The 19,117-nt window shown below is 67.8% G+C and carries 19 protein-coding genes, 1 tRNA gene and 4 pseudogenes; 10 read left to right on the top strand and 14 right to left on the bottom strand.

Features of this window, described 5'->3' with window-relative positions; all coding sequences use genetic code 11:
• The first annotated feature begins 183 nt into the window (after positions 1–183).
• The 3 genes from ACO1BR_RS31020 to ACO1BR_RS31010 all read left to right on the top strand — a co-directional run bounded on the left by ACO1BR_RS31020 (position 184) and on the right by ACO1BR_RS31010 (position 2,119).
• Positions 184–1,179: a sigma-70 family RNA polymerase sigma factor gene (locus tag ACO1BR_RS31020; RefSeq protein WP_426798452.1), complete on the top strand. Its 996-nt coding sequence runs from the start codon at positions 184–186 to the stop codon at positions 1,177–1,179.
• 62 nt (positions 1,180–1,241) lie between these two features.
• Positions 1,242–1,805: a dihydrofolate reductase family protein gene (locus tag ACO1BR_RS31015; RefSeq protein WP_426798407.1), complete on the top strand. Its 564-nt coding sequence runs from the start codon at positions 1,242–1,244 to the stop codon at positions 1,803–1,805.
• On the top strand, positions 1,802–2,119 hold the full coding sequence (locus tag ACO1BR_RS31010) for an EthD family reductase (RefSeq protein ID WP_426798406.1): 318 nt from the start codon (positions 1,802–1,804) through the stop codon (positions 2,117–2,119). The genes ACO1BR_RS31015 and ACO1BR_RS31010 overlap by 4 nt, the downstream gene beginning before the upstream one ends.
• 332 nt (positions 2,120–2,451) lie before the next feature.
• Here the strand turns inward: ACO1BR_RS31010 and ACO1BR_RS31005 are convergent, their stop codons facing one another.
• From ACO1BR_RS31005 to ACO1BR_RS30995, 3 genes and pseudogenes are all read right to left on the bottom strand, one after another.
• Positions 2,452–3,003, bottom strand: coding sequence for a hypothetical protein (locus ACO1BR_RS31005; protein ID WP_426798405.1), 552 nt, complete (start codon positions 3,001–3,003; stop codon positions 2,452–2,454).
• A 388-nt stretch (positions 3,004–3,391) separates the two neighbouring features.
• Positions 3,392–4,021: pseudogene (locus ACO1BR_RS31000) on the bottom strand (formylglycine-generating enzyme family protein).
• A gap of 71 nt (positions 4,022–4,092) precedes the next feature.
• Positions 4,093–4,167 (bottom strand) — tRNA-Trp (locus ACO1BR_RS30995).
• A gap of 124 nt (positions 4,168–4,291) precedes the next feature.
• Here ACO1BR_RS30995 and ACO1BR_RS30990 point away from each other — a divergent pair.
• From ACO1BR_RS30990 to ACO1BR_RS30980, 3 genes and pseudogenes are all read left to right on the top strand, one after another.
• Positions 4,292–4,414 carry a hypothetical protein gene (locus ACO1BR_RS30990; RefSeq protein ID WP_426798404.1) on the top strand — a complete coding sequence of 41 codons (123 nt, stop codon included), beginning with the start codon at positions 4,292–4,294 and terminating at the stop codon, positions 4,412–4,414.
• Positions 4,415–4,444: 30 nt separating this feature from the next.
• Positions 4,445–4,832 (top strand): annotated as a pseudogene (locus ACO1BR_RS30985) (hypothetical protein); the annotation flags it as partial.
• A 1,245-nt stretch (positions 4,833–6,077) separates the two neighbouring features.
• On the top strand, positions 6,078–6,716 hold the full coding sequence (locus ACO1BR_RS30980; protein WP_426798403.1) for a hypothetical protein: 639 nt from the start codon (positions 6,078–6,080) through the stop codon (positions 6,714–6,716).
• A gap of 182 nt (positions 6,717–6,898) precedes the next feature.
• Here ACO1BR_RS30980 and ACO1BR_RS30975 read toward each other — a convergent pair.
• Both ACO1BR_RS30975 and ACO1BR_RS30970 read right to left on the bottom strand, forming a co-directional pair.
• Positions 6,899–7,006: pseudogene (locus ACO1BR_RS30975) on the bottom strand (IS5/IS1182 family transposase); the annotation flags it as partial.
• 14 nt (positions 7,007–7,020) lie between these two features.
• Positions 7,021–7,614, bottom strand: a pseudogene (locus ACO1BR_RS30970) (ISAzo13 family transposase); the annotation flags it as partial.
• Between ACO1BR_RS30970 and ACO1BR_RS30965 the strand changes: the two are divergent.
• The 3 genes from ACO1BR_RS30965 (at position 7,599) to ACO1BR_RS30955 (ending at position 10,422) form a co-directional block, all read left to right on the top strand.
• Complete coding sequence (locus ACO1BR_RS30965; RefSeq protein ID WP_426798456.1) at positions 7,599–8,702, top strand: aldehyde dehydrogenase family protein; 1,104 nt, start codon at positions 7,599–7,601, stop codon at positions 8,700–8,702. The pseudogene ACO1BR_RS30970 and the gene ACO1BR_RS30965 sit on opposite strands and share 16 nt — an antisense overlap.
• Positions 8,703–8,796: 94 nt before the next feature.
• The gene (locus tag ACO1BR_RS30960; protein ID WP_426798402.1) at positions 8,797–9,138 is read left to right on the top strand and encodes an acyl carrier protein; all 342 of its coding nucleotides are present in this window, start codon (positions 8,797–8,799) and stop codon (positions 9,136–9,138) included.
• A gap of 918 nt (positions 9,139–10,056) precedes the next feature.
• Positions 10,057–10,422 carry a hypothetical protein gene (locus ACO1BR_RS30955; RefSeq protein WP_426798401.1) on the top strand — a complete coding sequence of 122 codons (366 nt, stop codon included), beginning with the start codon at positions 10,057–10,059 and terminating at the stop codon, positions 10,420–10,422.
• A 193-nt stretch (positions 10,423–10,615) separates the two neighbouring features.
• Here ACO1BR_RS30955 and ACO1BR_RS30950 read toward each other — a convergent pair whose 3' ends face one another.
• On the bottom strand, positions 10,616–10,834 hold the full coding sequence (locus tag ACO1BR_RS30950) for a DUF1737 domain-containing protein (protein ID WP_426798400.1): 219 nt from the start codon (positions 10,832–10,834) through the stop codon (positions 10,616–10,618).
• Positions 10,835–10,892: 58 nt separating this feature from the next.
• Positions 10,893–11,375: a hypothetical protein gene (locus ACO1BR_RS30945; RefSeq protein WP_426798399.1), complete on the bottom strand. Its 483-nt coding sequence runs from the start codon at positions 11,373–11,375 to the stop codon at positions 10,893–10,895.
• A 297-nt stretch (positions 11,376–11,672) separates the two neighbouring features.
• On the opposite strand from ACO1BR_RS30945, the gene ACO1BR_RS30940 reads away from it, so the two are divergent.
• Positions 11,673–11,993 carry an isochorismatase family protein gene (locus ACO1BR_RS30940; protein WP_426798398.1) on the top strand — a complete coding sequence of 107 codons (321 nt, stop codon included), beginning with the start codon at positions 11,673–11,675 and terminating at the stop codon, positions 11,991–11,993.
• Between the two features lie 99 nt (positions 11,994–12,092).
• On the opposite strand, the gene ACO1BR_RS30935 is transcribed toward ACO1BR_RS30940, so the two are convergent.
• From ACO1BR_RS30935 to ACO1BR_RS30905, 7 genes are all read right to left on the bottom strand, one after another.
• Positions 12,093–12,950: a tRNA-dependent cyclodipeptide synthase gene (locus tag ACO1BR_RS30935; protein ID WP_426798397.1), complete on the bottom strand. Its 858-nt coding sequence runs from the start codon at positions 12,948–12,950 to the stop codon at positions 12,093–12,095.
• A gap of 322 nt (positions 12,951–13,272) precedes the next feature.
• Positions 13,273–14,172 carry a TauD/TfdA dioxygenase family protein gene (locus ACO1BR_RS30930; RefSeq protein ID WP_426798396.1) on the bottom strand — a complete coding sequence of 300 codons (900 nt, stop codon included), beginning with the start codon at positions 14,170–14,172 and terminating at the stop codon, positions 13,273–13,275.
• A 13-nt stretch (positions 14,173–14,185) separates the two neighbouring features.
• On the bottom strand, positions 14,186–14,467 hold the full coding sequence (locus tag ACO1BR_RS30925) for a hypothetical protein (protein ID WP_426798395.1): 282 nt from the start codon (positions 14,465–14,467) through the stop codon (positions 14,186–14,188).
• Positions 14,464–15,816, bottom strand: a complete 1,353-nt coding sequence (locus ACO1BR_RS30920) for an LLM class flavin-dependent oxidoreductase (RefSeq protein ID WP_426798394.1) — start codon at positions 15,814–15,816, stop codon at positions 14,464–14,466. The genes ACO1BR_RS30925 and ACO1BR_RS30920 overlap by 4 nt, the downstream gene beginning before the upstream one ends.
• A 44-nt stretch (positions 15,817–15,860) precedes the next feature.
• Complete coding sequence (locus tag ACO1BR_RS30915; protein ID WP_426798393.1) at positions 15,861–16,787, bottom strand: ABC transporter permease; 927 nt, start codon at positions 16,785–16,787, stop codon at positions 15,861–15,863.
• Positions 16,784–17,635 carry an ABC transporter ATP-binding protein gene (locus ACO1BR_RS30910; RefSeq protein ID WP_426798392.1) on the bottom strand — a complete coding sequence of 284 codons (852 nt, stop codon included), beginning with the start codon at positions 17,633–17,635 and terminating at the stop codon, positions 16,784–16,786. Before ACO1BR_RS30910 ends, ACO1BR_RS30915 begins: the two co-directional genes overlap by 4 nt.
• Before the next feature lie 4 nt (positions 17,636–17,639).
• Positions 17,640–18,749 (bottom strand): ABC transporter substrate-binding protein, encoded by a 1,110-nt coding sequence (locus ACO1BR_RS30905; RefSeq protein WP_426798391.1) that lies wholly within the window; start codon positions 18,747–18,749, stop codon positions 17,640–17,642.
• Positions 18,750–19,117: the final 368 nt, after the last annotated feature.

Genomic DNA, 19,117 nt, shown 5'->3' with positions numbered 1-19,117 from the left:
AACCCCGACGCAGCCGCAGCGACAGCCGAAGACCCCACCTGCGATCACGCAGGAAAAACCGGGCGAACCATCAGGCCAGTCACGCACTCACGACCGCTGGCGAATCGAGGTTGGCTTTCGCTGGTACAACACATCGGAGGCTGGTGTCCTTCGACGGCGAAGTTGGTCGTGTGCGGCGTGCTGATCGGGGCGGACTGGGTTGGACGTCAAGCTGAGACCGGCGTACGGCATGATGGGCCGATGGACTTCGAGTCGTACCGGGGCGAGCTGCTCGCGTTCTGTTATCGGATGCTGGGCTCGTTCCACGAGGCCGAGGATGTGGTTCAGGAGACGCTGTTGCGTGCCTGGAAGGCCCAGGATCGGTATGACCCGGCGCGCGCGTCGGTGCGGACCTGGTTGTACCGGATCGCAACGAATGCGTGCCTGACTGCGCTGGAGGGGCGCGGCCGGCGCCCGCTGCCGTCCGGGTTGGGTGCGCCGAGCGACGATCCTGAGGCTGCGCTGACGCCGGCGCTCGACGTCCCCTGGCTGGAGCCGTTTCCTGACGCGCGGTCGGACGTCCAAGCGCGGGTTGATCTGCGCCTGGCGTGGGTGGCGGCGGTGCAGGTGCTTCCGGCCCGGCAGCGCGCCGTCCTGGTACTGCGGGAGGTGCTGGGGTTCACCGCGGCCGAGGTCGCCGAGCAGCTGGGGACCACGGTGGCGGCGGTCAACAGCGCGCTGCAGCGCGCCCGTGCCGCCCTCGCGGGCGCGGGCGGTCCCGATGCGGTGCGTGAGCCGGACGATCCCGGGGTGCGGGCGGTGGTGCAGCGGTATGTGCGGGCGTTCGAGGCCGCCGACGTACCCGCACTGGTGCAGTTGTTGGCCCAGGACGCGATCCTGGAGATGCCGCCGGTCTCGCTATGGTACCGGGGCAGCACCGACTACGGCCGATTCCTGGAGCGCGTCTTCCGGATACGCGGCACCGGCTGGGCCGTGCGGGAGCTCACAGCGAACGGGCAGCCGGCGCTGGCGGCGTACGCGCCACAGCCCGGCGGGGGGCACCGGCTGCACACCCTCCAGGTGCTCACCGTCACCGGCGGCCTGGTGGCGCACAACGTCGTCTTCGCCGATCCGGGCGTCTTCGACGCCTTCGAGCTGCCGCGGCACATTCCTGCCGGGGATTTCGCGCCGGAGCGATGAGTCGGGCGGGGGCCGCCGGTATGTACCGGTGAGCACTCGACCTGAGCGAGAGGAACATCGCTGTGAGCATCATCGTGATCGGGTTCGTCACCTTGGACGGGATCATGTCCGACCCCACCGGTTCGGAGGGGACGCCGCTGGGCGGCTGGGCGCTGCGGCACGGCCGCGAAGCCATCGACGGAGACAAGTTCCGGCTCGGCCACATGCTGGACGACGGCGTGCTGCTGTTCGGGCGCACGACCTGGCAGATCTTCTCGCGGCTGTGGCCCGGACGTGAGGGCCCGTTCGCCGCACGCATGAACGCCGCCCCGAAACTGGTCGCCTCCCGCACGCTGAGCGGCACGGACACCGCGGCGTGGGCGAACTCGCGGATTCTGGAAGGCGACGTCGTCGACGTCGTCAAGCACGAACCGCGCGATGTGGTCGTCATCGGCAGCCTCAGCATCGTGCACCAGTTGATGGCCGAGGACCTGATCGACGAGTACCGGCTTCTGACGTTTCCCACCGCCCTCGGCACCGGCGACCGGCTCTTCCCTGCGCGCTGCCCGCACGCGGAGCTGGAGTGTCTGTCGGCGGAACAGGTCGGCCCCGCCGTGCTCACCCGCCACCGCAGGACCGCCGCATGACCGCCCGCTTCATCGTCTTGTACGAGACGCCGGCTGACCTCGCGGCATTCGACCGCCACTACCGCGACATCCACCTCCCCCTCGCACGCACTCTGCCAGGGCTGCGCCGCTACACGCTCGGCCGCGACGCGGTCGCCGTCCGCGGCGGCGAACCGTACTACCTGGTCGCCGAATGGGAATGGGACACGATGGAGGAACTACGTGCAGCCTTCGCTTCCCCCGAAGGGCGCGCCGCCGCAGCCGATGCGGCCCGCCTCCAAGAGCTCACCCCAATGCGCAGCATGCTCTACAAGGTCGACGAGACCTTGCTGTAGGCGCGCGAACGCGCAACCGGGGAACGCGGCGCACTGTATCGTCCGCGCTGCCCCTTCGAAGACGTCTGCTTGCCCGAGCGTCGCAAAACGACCGGCTACCGACCTCGGGCGAGCGATAGCCGGCTACGGGGCGACCGGGTGGCTGTCCTTGCTCCCGGTGTCAGCACCGTGGTTTCGCCGAACCGCTGCGGGCCTGCCGACCACCTGGTGCCGTCGGATCTCGCGAACAATCTGAGCCCGCCAGGCGGTTCTGGTGCCTCCCGAACTCTCCGTTGCCAATGAACCCAGCCCGTTTGTCACCGATTCCAGCCTCCCGCTTGGTGCCGGTTCCCTCAGTCGGTCGATCCCCGGCGATGTGCGGTGCGATGGCGGCGGTGGTAGGAAATCGCGACGGCTGCGGTCAGCGGGCCCCACAGGACCAACGGCTGGTAGAGAATGCCGACGAGCAGGTGTCCGGCGGGCGTCATGTCCTCATGCGGATACGTCCACCACCAGGGGACGTTGGCCCAGAGCGCGGTCAGAGCAACTGCGCCCAGGGCAGCAGGGACGACAACGGCCACGGGACGCACCCTGCGCCCTCCAGCCAGCGGCATCCAACGCGGGATCACCTCGCCCCAGGGCCGTACCAGGCCGATCGTTAGGAAGGCGACCAACTCGCAGACCACGCTGAGCGTCAGCATCCACGCCTTGGACCCGAGCGTCTCGAAGGGTACGAAGCCCGCCTCTGTGTAACCGGCGGGGTATCCGAGCACCATGGCGATGCGCCACAGCCCGCTGGGCAGGACCACCAGCGCGGTCAGGTGCGCGGCCCAGATCGCCCAACGGGGAGGTGCCACTGGGGATGTGACGGGAGAGGAGGGCAAGTGAAGGTTCATGTGACTCATCCTCAGATACCCCCAGACGCTCTGCGTCAGCCTGCGCGGCGCACTTGTTTGAGCCGCCGGTACGAGACCTGCGCGGCGTGATCAAGCCGGCGGCGGAAGCACAGTCGTCCTCCGCGACGATGTGGCCGGCGGGCCGCTCGCCTCCGCCACAACGACTTGGTTCGGTGACAAACTGCCTGGATTCATTGGCAACGGACAGCCGGCCGTGAGGACCCCTGTCCCTGCTGTCCCGTCTCTGTCGATCTGGTCCATGTCGCAAGTGAACGGGCCGGATTCGCTCGATGTCTCAGACGATCGGGTCCGTACCCCAGGCTGATCGATTGGCGGACATTGCGCCTGAGGACGGGGGGAACCGGTCTTCACACGAGGGAACGCGCGAGGCGGAAACCTACGTCGTCGACCCGGAAGGCCGGGGGCTGCGGCGCCGCGCGGAGGCCCGGCAACTCCAGTGCTCATCGAACCAACCACCGCAACGGAGCACCCGGTAGGTGCCGTAGACCTCGGCATCGCAGACGTCCCAGCACCAGTCCCAGACGTTGCCGAGGATGTCGTACAGCCCCCATGCGTTGGGGTGTTGCCGCCCACTCCGTGGATGCGCTCGTGCGAGTTACCGCGGTACCAGGCGATCTCGTCGAGATTCCCGTAACGCGGTCCTGCCGTAGCGGCACGGCAGCCGTGCTCCCACTCGGCTTCGGTCGGCAGCCGGTACCCGCCGGCGGATGCGTCCCACTCGACACTTTCGCCATCGACGCGGAAATGGTACGCGGCGTGAACCATCGTACCGGGACAGGGCGTTGCAGAACCTCGCCGCGTCCCGCCAGGAGACGCACTCGACGGGCCGCTTGTCCCCATGGGCGGTACTCGGCCGCTGGCCTGTGATCTGTGCACAGCGCCTGAGTGACCGGGAATGCCGCGAGCTGGAAGGCGCAAGGTCGACCGACCAACTGCGCTGCGTCCGCCGGTCCGACAGCGTAACCTGCCCCGGCGGGATGGCGGCCGTCTCGTTTCCCGTAATCACGTCCGTGATCAGGAGGTCCTAGCGAGACCTGCCAGTGTGATACGGCAGAGCCGAACCAGTGCGACGAGAGACGGAACCGGCCGGATTCGAACCGGCGTCCTCGCGGTTTTGGAGACCGCGCGCGACGACCACTGCGCTACGGCTCCGCCCCACACATCCTACAAGCCCCCGCCCCCGCCATCCGCAGCGCCCTCACAGCCGCCCAACAGGACGCCGTCCGGCAGGTGTTCGCCCTGATCCCGTGGCTGAGGGACCGCACGTCGCCCGCGCGTGGCTCGCCGGCAGGAACCCCACCTCGACGACGACAACCCGCTCAACGCCACCGCAGCCGGCCGCGGGAGCGAAGTCCTCGCCGCCGCCCGTGCCCAAGCCCGCGGCGACCACGCCAACTGACCCGCACCGCCGACCGAAGCAGTGCAGCCCGTGTCCTACCCCCAACTGGTGACCCACGAGGAGAAGCTGGCTGACACCAAGCAGCGCCTCAACATCCCGCACTTCGTCGCCTTCTGAGGCAGCACCCGCTTCATGCTTCATGGCAGAGATGCAGGAGCCCGACCTGCGGGAGACCACCGCCGGGCGCATCGTCGTCAAGCCGGGCTGCAACATGAAGGAACCGCACCCGCTGTGGGCCGACCCGATCGAGGCCGAGGCGCCGAAGGTCTGCCTCAACGACCTGCACCGCGCGAAGATCCGCCTCGCGGACGAGGTGATCGTCGTCGGCCCGTACATCCGCTCATCGACCACCGCGGAGATCGCCTACGCCCGCGAGCTGGGTAAGCCCGTCCGGTTCACCCACCCCGAGGTCGCCCCGGCGATCGACGCAGCCTCAACGGCGCCGACCGCAGAGCGGCACGAAACGGTCGAGTACTTCGTCCAGGCGCAGCAGCCCGACGGCTCATGGAAGCAGGCCGGCATCACGACGAGAGATCTGGACTTCGTCACCGCGCGACTCACGGCACGTCGCGCATGGCGCCCCGGCTACCACTTCCGCATCGCCCGCCGGGCCACGGCAGTTGTTGTCGAGGCACACAACACCCCCGGTAGCGAGCAGGAGCAGCAGTGACCGACGACCACACAGCCGGACCCAACCTGACGCCGGGCTGTGTCAACCCGCCCGGCTCGACCAGCGAGCAGCTCCCACCCGAGATCCTTGCCGCGATCGATGTGCCGCCGTATCTGTCCACTGCCTGCGACACCGCACTCCGCGTCGAGGTGGCCAACGTGCCGGACGCTCCAAGATTACCGAGGTCACGTCTGGGGCGCCCTTCGCAGTGCCCGGCCACGGAAGACCCTTCGCCCCAATTTAGGGATATCGACGAGAGGCGTTCTGCTTCTCACGAAAGTTACGTTTCTTTCCTGTGTGCAGCCTCTGATGCCCTGGGGTTCGAACTTCCCGGCTTTATCCGAGGCGACAGCAGTCGCACTAAGCTGTGAACTCTGACGTCGATGGGGCAGCTTTGGACTGGAGCTGCTTTCGCCGTGATGGCCTGCGGCGCCTCTGGGACGACTGCCCGACCTCGTCAAACCCTGCATGCGCCTCAAGCACGCCGATGAACCCGCCGAGGGCTAGGCCCTGTCCGGTGGGTCGCGTGATGGTTCGACAAAAGGGCATTCATGTTTCACGGCATAGTCGCCCTCGCGGCGATTTAGCTCAAGCTCTCCCACTTGTCACAGGTCATCTCATTTGGTCTGTTCGACAGCCTGCCGGGGTGAGGATCGTTGAGTCGGCCGCCCCGGATCGTAGCGGGGAGCGCGGCGTCGACAGCGCCCACACCGCCGCCGAGACCTGATTTCGGCCGTACCGACATGACCACGCGTTCTACCGATTCGCCCCAACGCATCCCCTCGGTCACGGTGTTTTCGAGAAGATGGCGGATTTCACGTATCAGGGCGTGTCAGGGCACCCACACACATGCGGCAGGAGGGCTCGAAAACGGAGGTTCGGCTGCGTGTATAGTTGCGAGCCGTTGCTGATCATTCGAGTGAACGGGGCGGCTCAGGAACGGCCAGGTTGGCCGGTTTCGGGGCTCGCATTCGAATCAAAGGGGTTTGCGCTATGCGCGTCCGTATTCGCACCATTCTTCCTGTCGTGGCGGCGATAGTCGCCGGAAGCGCGCTGCTCACCGCGTGCAACGACGACTCGGGCGGCTCGTCGCAGACAACGTCGGCCCCCGCTCCGAGTGGCACCAGCGCCGCGGGTACGCCCAGCGCGTCGGCGTCGTCTGCCGGCGCAAACAGCGGGTCGTCCGGCAGCCCGGTGACAGTGAACAAGTCGTTCACCGACGACGTGATGGGCGAAAAGGCGACCGTCCTCAAGTACGTGAACGGGTACCAGCCTTCGGCCGCCTCGAAGAGCAAGTACGCCGCGCTGGCGAATGAGGAGGTCGTCCTCGTCGAAGTGAAGGTGACGGCGAGCAGCAAGTACTACGACACCTTCGGCGCCAACTCGTTCCATCTCACGGGCATGCCCAACGGGATCGACCAGGCAAGCACCACGATCCTCGACGACGACATCAAGGCTGCCGGATACCCGCCGCTGCCCGACGCCGAAACGGGCAAGACCACGACCGGCTGGGTCGTGTTCACCCCGGGCAAGGACACGAAGAAGCTTGTGCTTCGGTACAAGCGACTCGCCGCGAAGACGTCCGCCGGCGCTTCCATCCCCGCAAAGAACTTTGACATGCCCCTGAACTGACCCACAGAATCCCCGACGGCCCGCCGATTTCACCGGTGGGCCGTTTGGCATTCTCGGGAAAGACTCCCTGGCCAGGGTGCGATGTGCTGGTTTGGTGTCAGTGATGTGGAGTAGTTGACCTCGCTGTTTGTGCTGCGCAGCGATGCTGGGCATGGTGGCGTTTTTGTGCAGTGTGGTTGGCACGTCTTTACAAGGGAGTGGCTGGCTTTGCGTTCGTAGCGTCGGTGGAGGCGTCGGCAGCCGGCGATCCAAGCCATGGTGCGTTCGATGGTCCAGCGGGGTCGGCCTAAGGGCTTGCAGATCATTAACATGTCGTCTTGATCTTGCTGTCGAGGTCGCTGCTTTGAGCGCGAACTCGTGCTTGAAGGACGGCGAGGGCAGTGGGCGGGGTGGCCGCTGGCGAGATGACGATGTCGTGCGCCTTGAGCAGTCTCCTGATCTTCAACAGTGTGCGGTGCATGGCAGTCCGGCTGCTGCCGAACAGCGCCGCGAGGGGTTCTGCAGCCAAGGCGACCCGCAGGTGGAGCACGGCTGCCACGACCTGTTCGGGGAAGTCGAGCCGGGGTGGGCGGCCGCGCTTGACGTAGCCGTCAGACGACAAAGTCTCGGTGAGGTCGTTGAGTTGCTGTCGCGTCATGCCGGTCAGGGCGGAGTCGGAGAGCAGGGTCTGGTCCCACTCCCACTCCGGCGCCGGCGGCTGTGGGGCCCGGGACGCCGGGATGGCCGTGCAGGGCTGGGGGTGCAGGGCATAGTTCCCGTCGCCGTGGAAGATGTGGCGGGTCAGTGGCAGGGCTGCCATCTCCGCGTCATCGATGGCGACGCCGGTCGGGTAGGTATTGGTGTCCAGCAGTGGCGCGGGAGGCCGCGCAGAGGTGGGGAGCCTTGTGCCAGACGCAGCGCGCCCGTTGGAGCTTCCGGCTGCAAAGGGCGCTGGCGGTGCGCCATGCGGCCCTGCGCACGGTCCTCCAGGACGTCTGCGGCCTCGGTCCCGCCGACGCCGAAACCGAACTCCGCAGCTCCCGGGCGACGTTGCTGCGGCACACCGTTGCAGCCGGCCCGCACCGGGCACCCTGGCGGCGCCCCCGCTCCGGCACGCCGTCACCCCACGCCCCGCAGCGTCCGGCCGTGGTCATGTCGCATGTCGACGGTGCCCGCCCCCTCGTGTCACTGCTGGAAGGGGCGTTGCCGGCTCTGCTGAAGGGGATGACCGTGGTCTCGGAGACCGACCACCGCACCGCGGTCCCCACCCTGGCCGTGCTTGCGACGGCCCGGGAAGCCGGGCTGCGGCCCGGGGGCTGGGCAGTCGCGGTGGACAGGCGGGCGGCCGACCTCCGGTGTGTGCTGACCGAGCACGCAGACGAGGTGTCACCACAGTGCTGCGCGTGGGATCCTTGGCGCCTCCCACCGCCCGGGCTCCTGGTGCTCCGACACGACGGAGATGCACGGGCTGCCGCCCGGGCCACCATCTGGTCCTGCTTCGCCCGCGCCGGTCGGCACTGCGCGGCCACACCACTGGGCGCGGTGCACGACACCCGTCTCACCGCGTTCCTGGACCACCTCGCACGGGAGGCTGCGCGCTTCCGCCCGGCCACCGCCCTACCGCACCGGCAGTGGCATGCCCTTCTGACCGAGTGGACCGATGCTGCACTCGGCGCTGGGGCACGGCCGGTCCGAACGGGGACGCCCCCTGGTCGGGCCTTCCCGCCGGTGCCGGACCCGATCCTTCTGATGGCACCCCCACACGGTGCGGAGGGTCTGCCGAGGCCACCCCTCGGACCGGTCGCGCTGCTCGTCCGCTTCTCGGCCTGGGCTGAAGTCCTCCACCTCGCCCGGCGCACCGGACCGCACCTGGGGGTCTTCACCCGCACCCGGCTCGCGCAACTGAGCCCGCAACTCGCCGGGCTGGCCTCCCCTCATATCCAGCTCAACGCGGCGCCCAACGCCGGCTTGCCGCCGGGCCTGGCCCACGCCGGCCTCGGCATGTGACGCCCCACCATCGGCGGCGCGCAGCCCCATCCACAGGGATAAGTACCGTGACAGCCCCCTTCCTCTCCCACCCGATACCGCCGGCCGTCCCACAGTGCCTGCCCGTCGCAGCGGGACCAACTGGCGGCGCCTGACCATCGTCGTGGCACTTTCCGGTCTGGCGGCCGCCATCAGGACTCCCCCCGATCGGCCGCTGACACAGCTCGGACTCGACTCCCTGATGGGCGCCGAACTCATGAGCGCCGTCCAACAACGGCTCCCCTGCGACCTACCTGTGCTGGAAATCGTCAACAGCACCTCGATCAGCGACCTCGCCCGGCGCTGTCTCCACCGCCTGAACCGACACCCCGCAGCAGTGCCTCCACCACCGCCGGAGCCCGCCGGCTCCACCAACGGACCGCTCCCGCCCACGCCGCCGCCTACGCAGCGACGGTGAAAGGCAGGAGTCCGGATGCCGTTGAGCGCGCGCGACACCTGCCTGCGCTACATCGTGGAGAACTGGACCGGCATGCGACCGCGGCGCCGTGCGCAGCCGCGCTGAAGGATTCGCCGGCACTGCGAAGCAGCCTTCCGCCGTGGAAGAGGGGACGATGATGGAGCGGGGAGGAACATGGGGTTCCCGGAATGCCCGCGCCGCTGCCGCAGCCAGTCGTAGGCGTCCTGGGGTGTGATGGCTCATTGTCATTCCACAGGGCTTGCGGAGAGCCCGTTGCCGGCGTCGCAGCCTCGTTCCCCCACGGACGTGCAATGCCGGGAACAGCGGGCCCCGAGCCCACGACCGCACCATCCGCTTCATGGCACTGCGCCCCGCCGACCAAGCGATCGACAAGGCGCAGTATCAAGACCAATGCTGAATCACCCAACGGCGCCGGGGTACCGATGCGCCGTCATCGGCCGTGTGGGGCCTGACGCGCGCCGGGCTGCTGCCCCTTTGCACGGACGCGGGTTACTTCGTGCAGGTGGACGTACGGCCCTGTGGCTACTCGGACGGCGTCCAGCTCTGCTGGGCCTGCCGGAGCGCGTGGGTGTCGTGGCCATCCCCACCTCGGCCCGTGCCCGACCGTCCTTGACCGCATCCCAGTCACGGCGCCCGCGCGGAAATGCGCGAACCGACGCCGAGCTTCGGAGATCGCTGGAGCCCGCTGGCCCGTTGGGGTGGAGTGTCTGCGCCTGCCGCGGCCAGGCGATGCCCGGAACTGCTGAGGGTGCAGGACGGCTCCCCGACAGCCACAGGTTCACGACGGCCGTGAATCCGGCGCGTCGCCTGATGCCTGCGACATATTCCGTAATAGCCTCCTATTACTGTACGAAGTCGCTATATCACGGATTTCACCGTTCAACCATCGGAGGAGAAATGCGCAAGCTTCAGAAGGCCACCGTCGTGGCTGTCGTCCTCGGCAGCTTCGGCTTCCTCGGCGCCGGCACCGCGTACGCCCACGGCGAGAAGGAAGGCGGGAGGGGCGGCACCGACTTCGAGATCAGGCAGGGCAGCCAGTGTCGGTCGCACGACCTGAACGTCGACGTCCTCGGCGAGGTCGGGATCCTCAACGGCGTGCTCGGCAACGTGCTCGGCGGCGAGGGCTCCCCGGGTGCGCAGAGCACCAGGGTCGGCTCGTCCGTGGGCTGCGACAACAGCGCCGTGATGGGAGGCGGCGACGACAGAAGCGGAGGCTCGGGGGGCAGGGAAGGTAAGGGAGGCAGGGGCGGCGGCGAAGACTAGGCCAGAGGCTCGGCGTTCGCGCCACAGTCCGGGCCGGGGCCCTTTCGGCCTCTTCAACGCCAGGCCGCGGGACTCCGCTCGACCCGCTCGGAACGAATGGCCGCTAGCCGGCTTCTCGGGGAAGCCCGGCCGGCGGCCGGTCATGGCGCTGCTTGGGCCCGGCGCCGGCCGCCTGGCGCCGGTTTCCGCCCCATCACTGGTGCAGCCCCGATTCCCGGCTGCGTGCTGGCCAGACCAGCGCCGGTGCGACGATGACGCTCTCACCGTTGAAGGTGACGGCGGGACCTTCGTGGACTTCGTAACCAAGACCAGTCGCTTCGCTCACACGCTGACAGAACGAGGCGTCGTCCGGTCCGGTCAAGATTCGGTAGACAGGTAAACCGTCCGGTGGTGTGCTCAAGAGGAGAAGCATCCCAGACGCACCTGCCCACCGAGCCGGCGTCTCTCAAAGCCAATCGCTCCCATGGTCGTTACGCTCTGCCGCCGGCGCTGTCGCCTGTCGCACCTGCCACAGCGGTGTGCCCGGACCGATCCCACCGCTTCAGCGCACTCCAGTGGCCACTGGCCGCCTCGAAGACGAGATGGGATCCCTCGAAGACCTCCTTGGAGTTCGCGGGGTGCTCGTGGCCGAAACGTTCGGGACACAGGTCCACCTGCAACAGTCCATCGAGGTGGGTGAATTGCGGGGCAGCGAAAAGCACCCAGGAGGTCCCGGCGATCTCGTCGATACGAAGTTGTCGCACGTCATGGTGATCCAGGCACACCGGCTCCCAGCGGAAGTCGTCGCGCACAACTCTGGCATCGATCACGAGCCTGACGGCCCGTGGCGATCTCTGCGGACCGTATTCCTGGTCAAGGATGATGCGCCGGAGACAGGAGTCGCCGAACTCGTAGCGTGTCAGCAAGGACGCGATCCCGTCCTCGTTCAACGGGTACGGTCCGAGCTCTCGCATCGGAAGCGGCATTCTGTGATCCACAGTTCTCCCCTGGTCATCGATACCGCAAGCCCTCGGCACGGGCTCCATCCTGCCGGGTACGACGTCGGCCCGCCGTGATCGTTTGTCGTGAAGGGTGGGCAGCGGGCGGGAACGGCGGTTGGGTCGCCGGCTCCGCCACCGACACCCACGGCCCTGGCGACGCCTCCGTCCGTGACCGGTGTCTTCGCCCTGGCGCGACGGTGACCGTGATTCTGGAGTCCCGGTTCCGAGAGCACCTGGCCACATCCGCACAGCAGCAATCCGACGCCGGCCATGCTGACTTCGACCACCACCGACCGGAACGGAGCAGCATCTCAGCACCACCACGAGTGCTGTACCACCCGCAGCGATCTCGACGTGGTGCTGAGGGCACGCGGCATCGACAGCCTCGTGCTCACTGGCATCGCCCCCAACGCTGTGGTGCGGTACCCCCTGTGCCAGGCGAACGACCTGGACTTCGGCCTCGCTGTCCTCTCCGACGCCTGTCCGGACACCGGCCCAGAGACGCACCGGGTCCTCATCGAGCGGCTGTTCCCGCAGTGGGAGGATGTCGTCACCGTCGACAAACGGGGCATGACGATCGCACCTCAATAGCGGCAGGCCCGGTGGACGCGTCGCGCTGGCGGTAGACGTCCTGGTAAATCCGGCCGAGCCGAATGTCGGGCCCGTCGGCAGGGTGTGTCGCGGACGCGATCACCGCCCTCGGAGTTTGAGGGACACCACGATGAGATCGCGCAGTTGTTTCGGCGCTCCCTCGTGCTCGCCCGCAGCGATTTCGGTGAGCGTGCCGAACGATCCGGGGTAGAGCAGGACCGGCAGGCCGCTGTCCTTGAGGCAGCAGAATACGGCGAACTCTTCGAGGAAGTAGTCCAAGGACATCCGGATGCGTCGTTCCACTTCCACTGCCGGGGCACCGTCCGAGTTCTTGCTGTGGTAACGGCGACCGAACGCCTCCAGGGAGGTGCGGAACGTGACGTCCTGGGTGAACCAGTCTCGGAGAACCCGGTGATAGTCATGGTAACTGTCCCGTGCCTGCACCTCGCTGCAGTTGATGAAGGTGAAGTCCGTACGCTCTTGGAACTCATAAAAAATGTGAGCATGCTCGTCGATGAATTCACGTCCCAGGCGCGACGCCTCGGCCAAAGCTTCCGGCGGGCGCAGGCCGCGGGTGGACTCCAGGGTGATGCGGTGGATGCTGTCACCGACGAGCACGGTGCACTGCGGAAATTTCCTGGATATCCATTCAGCCATGCTACGCACCTTGGCCGGGCGGAAGTTGCTGTTCTCCAGACTGATGCCCAGGAAGCAGCTGCCGTGCTCTTCGAAACTGTTCAGGCTGGAGATCGGCGAGACGAACGAGACATCGGTCTGGTAGCGCCTTCTCCGCGAGGGCGAAGAGGTCTGCTTCGGAACGGCCAGAGGGGCTGCTGCTTCGGACGGCATCTCACCAACCAGTTCGTGGGGTAGGCAGGCGACACAAGCCGCGTTGAGGTCACACTGCAGCACGCCCCGCAATGGCCGTACGACTGTTCCCTTGGTGACTAGCGGCACCCACCGTACGGTCGATCGATCGGCTCGACAAAGAAGGTTTTGAGCCAGTCGATCATGTGGATCTCAGCGCATCGTCTCGGTCTTCCATCCAGCCGTTGTCGCGCGCCGAATCACCGGTTCCGAGAGGGACTTCGAGAGTCCGAGGCCAGCCGCATCCGCCCCTCCGGCGCCACGCAACGGTGGCTGAAAAGTGCCGCGTGGTAGTGAATCGGTGGCGCGGGGAGCCGCTCGCAAGGCTCCTATGGCCGACGCTCTCCAGCACCTCCTGGGGTGCCCCGGGAGGTGCTGGAAGTGGGCCTTGGCGGCTGGCGAACCGTGGGCGTCAGGCCACGGCGGGCGTGTAGTGGTCGGCGTCACCGCCTTCGATGGCGCGGCTGGCGGTGCCGTCGATGCCCACCGGAGCGTCCCCGGCGACGGTCACCCGGTGCAGCAGGCGCGGCAGGTCGCCGTAGTCGTCGGGGGCGTAGTGCTGGGTGATGCGATTGTCGAACAGGACGAGGTCACCCGGTGTCCAGGCCACCCGGACGATGTTCTCGGGCCGCGTCACGTACGACTGGAAGATGCGCAGCACATCCCGGGACTCGGAGGGGCCAAGGCCCTCGATGGTCTGCGCGAAGCCGCCGATGAACAGGCCCCGCTCCCCTGTCTCGGGGTGCACGCGTACGACGGGGTGGGCGGTGCGGTACTTACGCGACACGAACTGCTTGCGGTGCTCGGCCGCCTTGTCGTTCTTGGGGGCGGCGTAGTCGTAGTCGTTGGAGTGCACCGCCCACAGCTTGTCCGCCAGCTCGCGCAGTGGCTCGGGCAGGTCCTGGTAGGCCGCGGCCGAGTTGGCGATCAGCGTGTTGCCGCCATAGGGCGGTACGACGATGCTGCGCAGGGTCGACGCCTTGGGGGGTGTGCGGACGAAGGTGACGTCGGTGTGCCAGTGGTTGGCGCGGATGCCGTCGTCGCCGTCGACGGGCAGGATGTTGGGCTGCCCGTCCACGGACGGAACGGTGGGATGGGCGGTGGTGAGTTCGCCGAAGAGGGAGGCGAAGCGCAACTGGGCCGCGTCGTCCAGTTGCTGGCCGCGGAAGACCAGCGCCTTGTGTTCCAGCAGAGCCGCGTTGATCTCGGCGACGAGCGCCGGTTCGAGGCCGGCGGAGAGGTCGACGCCGACGATCTCGGCGCCGATGCGTCCGCCGATCCGGCGGATGTCGAAGCCTGTGCTGGTGCTCATGTGCGTATTCCTTTCAGGAGTTTCGGCTGTGTCCGGAGGTGCCGGGCAGGGAGGTTCCGTTGGCGCCGGGTGGGTTGGGGGTGGTCCTACGGCCGGCCGGGCGCCGCGTTGTGGGGTCCAGTGGGACCTGCCAGACGCCGGTGCCGCCCGACGCGGTCGCGCCGCTGGTGCCGCAGTACTCCTTGCCTGCGAGGACGAACTCCCTGCGGCCCGAGCCGACTTCAGCGCCGCGCAGGGTGCCAACGGGGCCGCCGCCCACCACCAGGACGTCAGCGGTGACATCGAGTCCGGTCATGCCGGCTGCCCCTCTGTGACGGAGCGGGAGAGCCGGCCTGCGGGGCGGGGCAGACCGTAGTGCTCGCGCAGAGTGCGTCCGGTGTACTCGGTGCGGAACAGGCCACGGTCCTGGAGGAGGGGCACGACGTGGTCGACGAAGTCCTCCAGGCCGCCCGGCAGATGCGGCGGCATGACGTTGAAACCGTCGGCGGCTCCCTGGGTGAACCACTCTTCGAGCTGGTCGGCCATCTGCTCCGGCGTCCCGGCGAAGACCCGGTGGCCGCGCCCGCCGCCGAGGCGCGCGATGAGCTCGCGCAGGGTCAGCCCGTCACGGCGGGCCAGTTCGGCGACCAGCGTGAAACGGCTCTTGTTGCCGTTGATGTCCCGCTCCTCGGGCAGCGCGGGCAGCGGACCGTCCAGCGGCAGCCCGGTCAGGTCGGTGCCGAGCATCCCCGACAACTGGGCGAGTCCGTACTCCGGCACCTGAAGGTCAGTCAGCTCCTGCTCAAGCGCGCGGGCCTCTGCTTCCGTCGAGCCGATGACCGGGCAGATCCCGGGCAGGATCTTCAGCTCGTCCTCCGAACGCCCGTAGCGGGCAAGGCGGTTCTTCACGTCCTTGTAGAAGGACTGCCCGTCGGCAAGGGTCTGCTGTGCGGTGAACACGGCCTCGGCGTACTGGGCGGCGAACTCCTTGCCGTCCTCGGACGATCCGGCCTGCACCAGCAGCGGGTAACCCTGCGGACTGCGCTGCACGTTCAGCGGGCCCTGTACGGCGAAGTGCTCCCCCCGGTGGCCGATGGGCTGCACCTTGTCGACGTCCGCGTAGATCCCGCGCACGCGGTCGAGCAGGACTGCATCGTCCTCCCAGCTGTCCCAGAGCTTGGTGGCGACTTCCACGAACTCGCGCGCCCGGTCGTAACGCAGGCCGTGTTCGAGGTGTTCGTCCTGCCCGAAGTTGCGGGCCTCGTCGACCGTACCGGAGGTGACGATGTTCCAACCGGCGCGCCCACCGCTGATGTGGTCGAGGGAGGCGAACTTCCGGGCGGTGTGGAAGGGTTCGTTGAAGGTGGTGGAGACGGTGGCGATCAGGCCGATGCGCTCGGTCACCGTCGCCAGGGCGGACAGCAGCGTGAGCGGTTCGAAACCGCCGAGCGCGTTGTGTTCGACCTTGCCCCACAGGGCCAGGCCGTCGGCGAAGAAGATCGAGTCGAGCTTGCCGCGTTCGGCGGTCTGCGCAAGGTACTGGAAGTAGCGCCGGTCGGTGACGCGTTCGGGCTGGGTACGCGGATGGCGCCAGGCGGCGTCGTGGTGGCCGGCGTTCATCAGGAAGGCGTTGAGATGAAGACGGCGGGGACTGGCTGCGGGCATGGAGAGCTCCTCCGGGTTCCTTGGCTCAGGGGCGGATACGGACGTCAGCTCGTCGCGGGGACGCGCCACGAGCTGAGCCGCTTCTCCACGGCCACCAGCAGTTGGTTGAAGGCCACGCCGATGACGGAGATGGTGACGATGCCCGCGTACATCTGTGGGATGGCGAAGTTGTACTGGGACGCGTTGATCAGATAGCCGAGTCCGGCCTTCGCGCCGATCATCTCGGCGGCGACCAGGACGACGATGGAGACCGCCCCGGCCAGCCGGATTCCGGTGAAGATCGTCGGCACCGAGGCCGGCAGGATCACCTTCTGGAACAGCCGCGGGGCGGACAGGTCCATGGACTTCGCCAGCCTCAGCAGGGTGGGGTCGACGGTGCGTACCGCGCTGATGGTGTTGAACAGGATCGGCCACGCGCACGCATACGCCACGATGGAGATCTTCGACGTCTCACCGATCCCGAGGAGCAGTACGAACACCGGCAGCAGGGCCAGGGCGGCGGTGTTGAGGAAGACCTGCAGCAACGGATTGAGGAGATCGGCGACGGGCCGGTACCAGCCGATGAGCAGGCCCAGCGGTACGGACACCGCGACAGCTATGCCGAATCCGCTGAACGAACGCACCAGGCTCGCTTCCGCGTTGTCGGCGAGCTGGCCGTTGGCCACCAGCGCCCACCATGCCTGGGCGACCTCGCTGAACGGCGGCAGGAAGGTCCGGTCCACCAGGCCGAAGCGGGGCGCCAGCTCCCACGCGAGCAGCAGGACGACGACCGCCACCGACTTGGTGGCGCCGGTCAGGACCACGCGCAGGATCCGGGGCAGCGCGGAAGGGCGGCGCAGTCGGGGCCTGCTCGGCTCAATCGGCGGGGCGGCCGCGGCCGGCTCGGTGGACGCCGACGGCGTGCCGGTGGCCGGCGCGGAGCGTTGCTCCTCGGTCCTGTGCCGCGTGCTCGAACCGCTTACGAGGCTCATACGGAGACCTCCTCCTTCTCCAGCAGTTGGGCCCTGGTCACCTCGTCGTGCAGAAGCGTCCAGATCTCATGTCGGTACTGTGCGAACTCGGGGCTGGACCGTAGGTCGTCCGTCTCCGTGCGGGAGTCGAAGCCGATCGGCACGACCTGCTTGATGCGACCGGGCCTGGAGGTCATGACGGCCACCCGCTGACCCAGGTAGACGGCCTCCTCGATGCCGTGGGTGATGAAGACGACGGTCTTCCCGGTGCGCTGCCAGATGCGCAGCAGCTCGTCCTGGAGCGACTCCCTGGTCTGTGCGTCCAGTGCGGCGAACGGCTCGTCCATCAACAGAACATCGGGGGCGTAGGCGAGGGAGCGGGCAAGGGCCACGCGCTGGCGCATACCGCCCGACAGCTCGTGCGGGTGACGGTTCTCGAAACCGGAGAGCCCGACCAGGTCCAGGTACTCACGGGCGCGCGCGGCGCGCTCACGTCGTGGCACCCCGGTCGCCTCCAGGCCGAACTCGACGTTGCCCAGGGCGGTGCGCCAGGGCAGGAGGGCGTACTGCTGGAAGACGATGCCGCGGTCCAGGCCGGGTCCGGTCACCGGTTCCCCGTCCAGGAGGATCCGTCCGGCGCTCGGCCGGGCGAGCCCGCCCAGCAGGTCCAGGAGCGTGGACTTGCCGCATCCGCTGGGGCCGACCACGACGACGAACTCCCCCGCACCGATCCGCAGGTCGACACCGTCCAGGGCGGTGAACTCGCCGTCCCCGTGCGCCGAGCCGCGGCCTTGGCCCCTTCCCTTCCTGGCGGGAAAGGTCTTGTGCACCTGCTCGAACGCGATCTTGGCTGTGGTGGGTCCTGACATGGGATCAGCTCCCGCTCTTCGAGGTCGGCTCGGCCGTGGACGACCTGCCCTTCTGGCTTTCCTTGTTGCTGTTCTTCTGGCTGTTCTTCCGGCTGTACGCGTTGAACTCGTTGGTATAGAGGTCCGAAGCCTTGACCTGGCCCTTCTCGATGTCACCGCGCTGGGCGAGCCAGTCGATCCACAGCTGGAAGTCCTTGTCGGTGATGCGTCCGGCGGTCTCGGCAACGCCGAAGGACTTCCAGTACTTCAGCGGAGCGGTGTCCTCGTTGCGGCCACGCCTCTTGACGATCTCGATCTGCCGGTGGACGACCTCGTCGCGCGGTCTGGCACGGGCCCACTCGATGGCGCGCCCGACACCCGTGACGAAGATGCGCGCGGTGTCGGGGTTCCCCTTCAGGAACCGGTCGTTCACCACATACGTACCGGCGGAAAAGTCGCCGAGCAGCTGGTAGTCGGTGAACAGCGGCCTGATGCCGCCGGTCTGCAGCGCCTTGTCGCGCAGGATGTCGCCAAGGACGCCCACTTCGATCTGCTTCTGCCGCAGCGACTGCTCGGTGTTGACCGGGGGCACCACCAACGGCTCGACCTTCTTGATGTCCGCCTGTGACAGGCCGTGGCGTTGCAGGTAGATGTCCAGCATCGCCTCGGAGTGCGCCCCGAGGGTGTTCATCCCGACCTTCTTGCCGATCAGGTCACGGGCCGAGCGGATCGGACTGTCCTGGAGCACGTAGAAGCCGTTGTAGGCGGCCTTGTCGACGCCGTAGTAGCTGATGACCGACGTGATGGGAGCCTTTCTCGCAGCGAGTTTGACGACGGCTCCGTTGAACGCGCCGCCGAAGTCGACCTGCCCGGTGGCCGCCGACTGGATGTCCTGCGGCCCGCTGATCGTGTTGCCGACCCACTTCAGCTTCACGTCCTCCAGGAAGCCGAGGTCTTCGGCGAGTTCAGGGAGGGTGACGGATCCCGCCCAACCCTGGTACCGCAGGGTCCTGGTCTGGTCCCTGGCCGCGCCGCCACCCCCGGTACCGCAGCTGACCGCCACCGCCGAAAGGCCCAGCAGGGTGAGGAACTGTCGTCGGCCCGATGAGGTTGTCAGCTGGGCTATGGAGCTCATGGCAGGGTCCTGTTCGAGTCGGTGGGTGGAGCGGGGAGGTGCGCGTACGACGTCTGTTACGGACGCGAGGCGAGGGGGAGGGTGGTAAGGGGTCGCCGGGTGGGTTACGGGGCGGTGGCGATGACTGGTGCGCGGTGGCCGAGCGTCCGAGCGGAGCCCGCCGTGGCCTGCCTCAGCCGCTGTTCCGCTTCCGGAGGACGTGAAGACCGCCCGAGACGCGAAAAGCGAAAGGGAAGGGGGAAAGGAAAAGGGAAAGGGAGACACGGATGGTGAGGTGCATGAGCCGGCACGCGCGCCGAACCCGGCGGATTCCAGGTGGATTTGCGTGGACAATTACCGGGAGACGGGAGGTCTCGGGCCGGTAAGCG

Source organism: Streptomyces sp. YGL11-2, assembly GCF_050054615.1.
Lineage (GTDB): Bacteria > Actinomycetota > Actinomycetes > Streptomycetales > Streptomycetaceae > Streptomyces.
The sequence above is the reverse complement of the archived record's forward strand: the minus strand, read 5'-3'. Positions and strand labels throughout refer to the sequence as shown.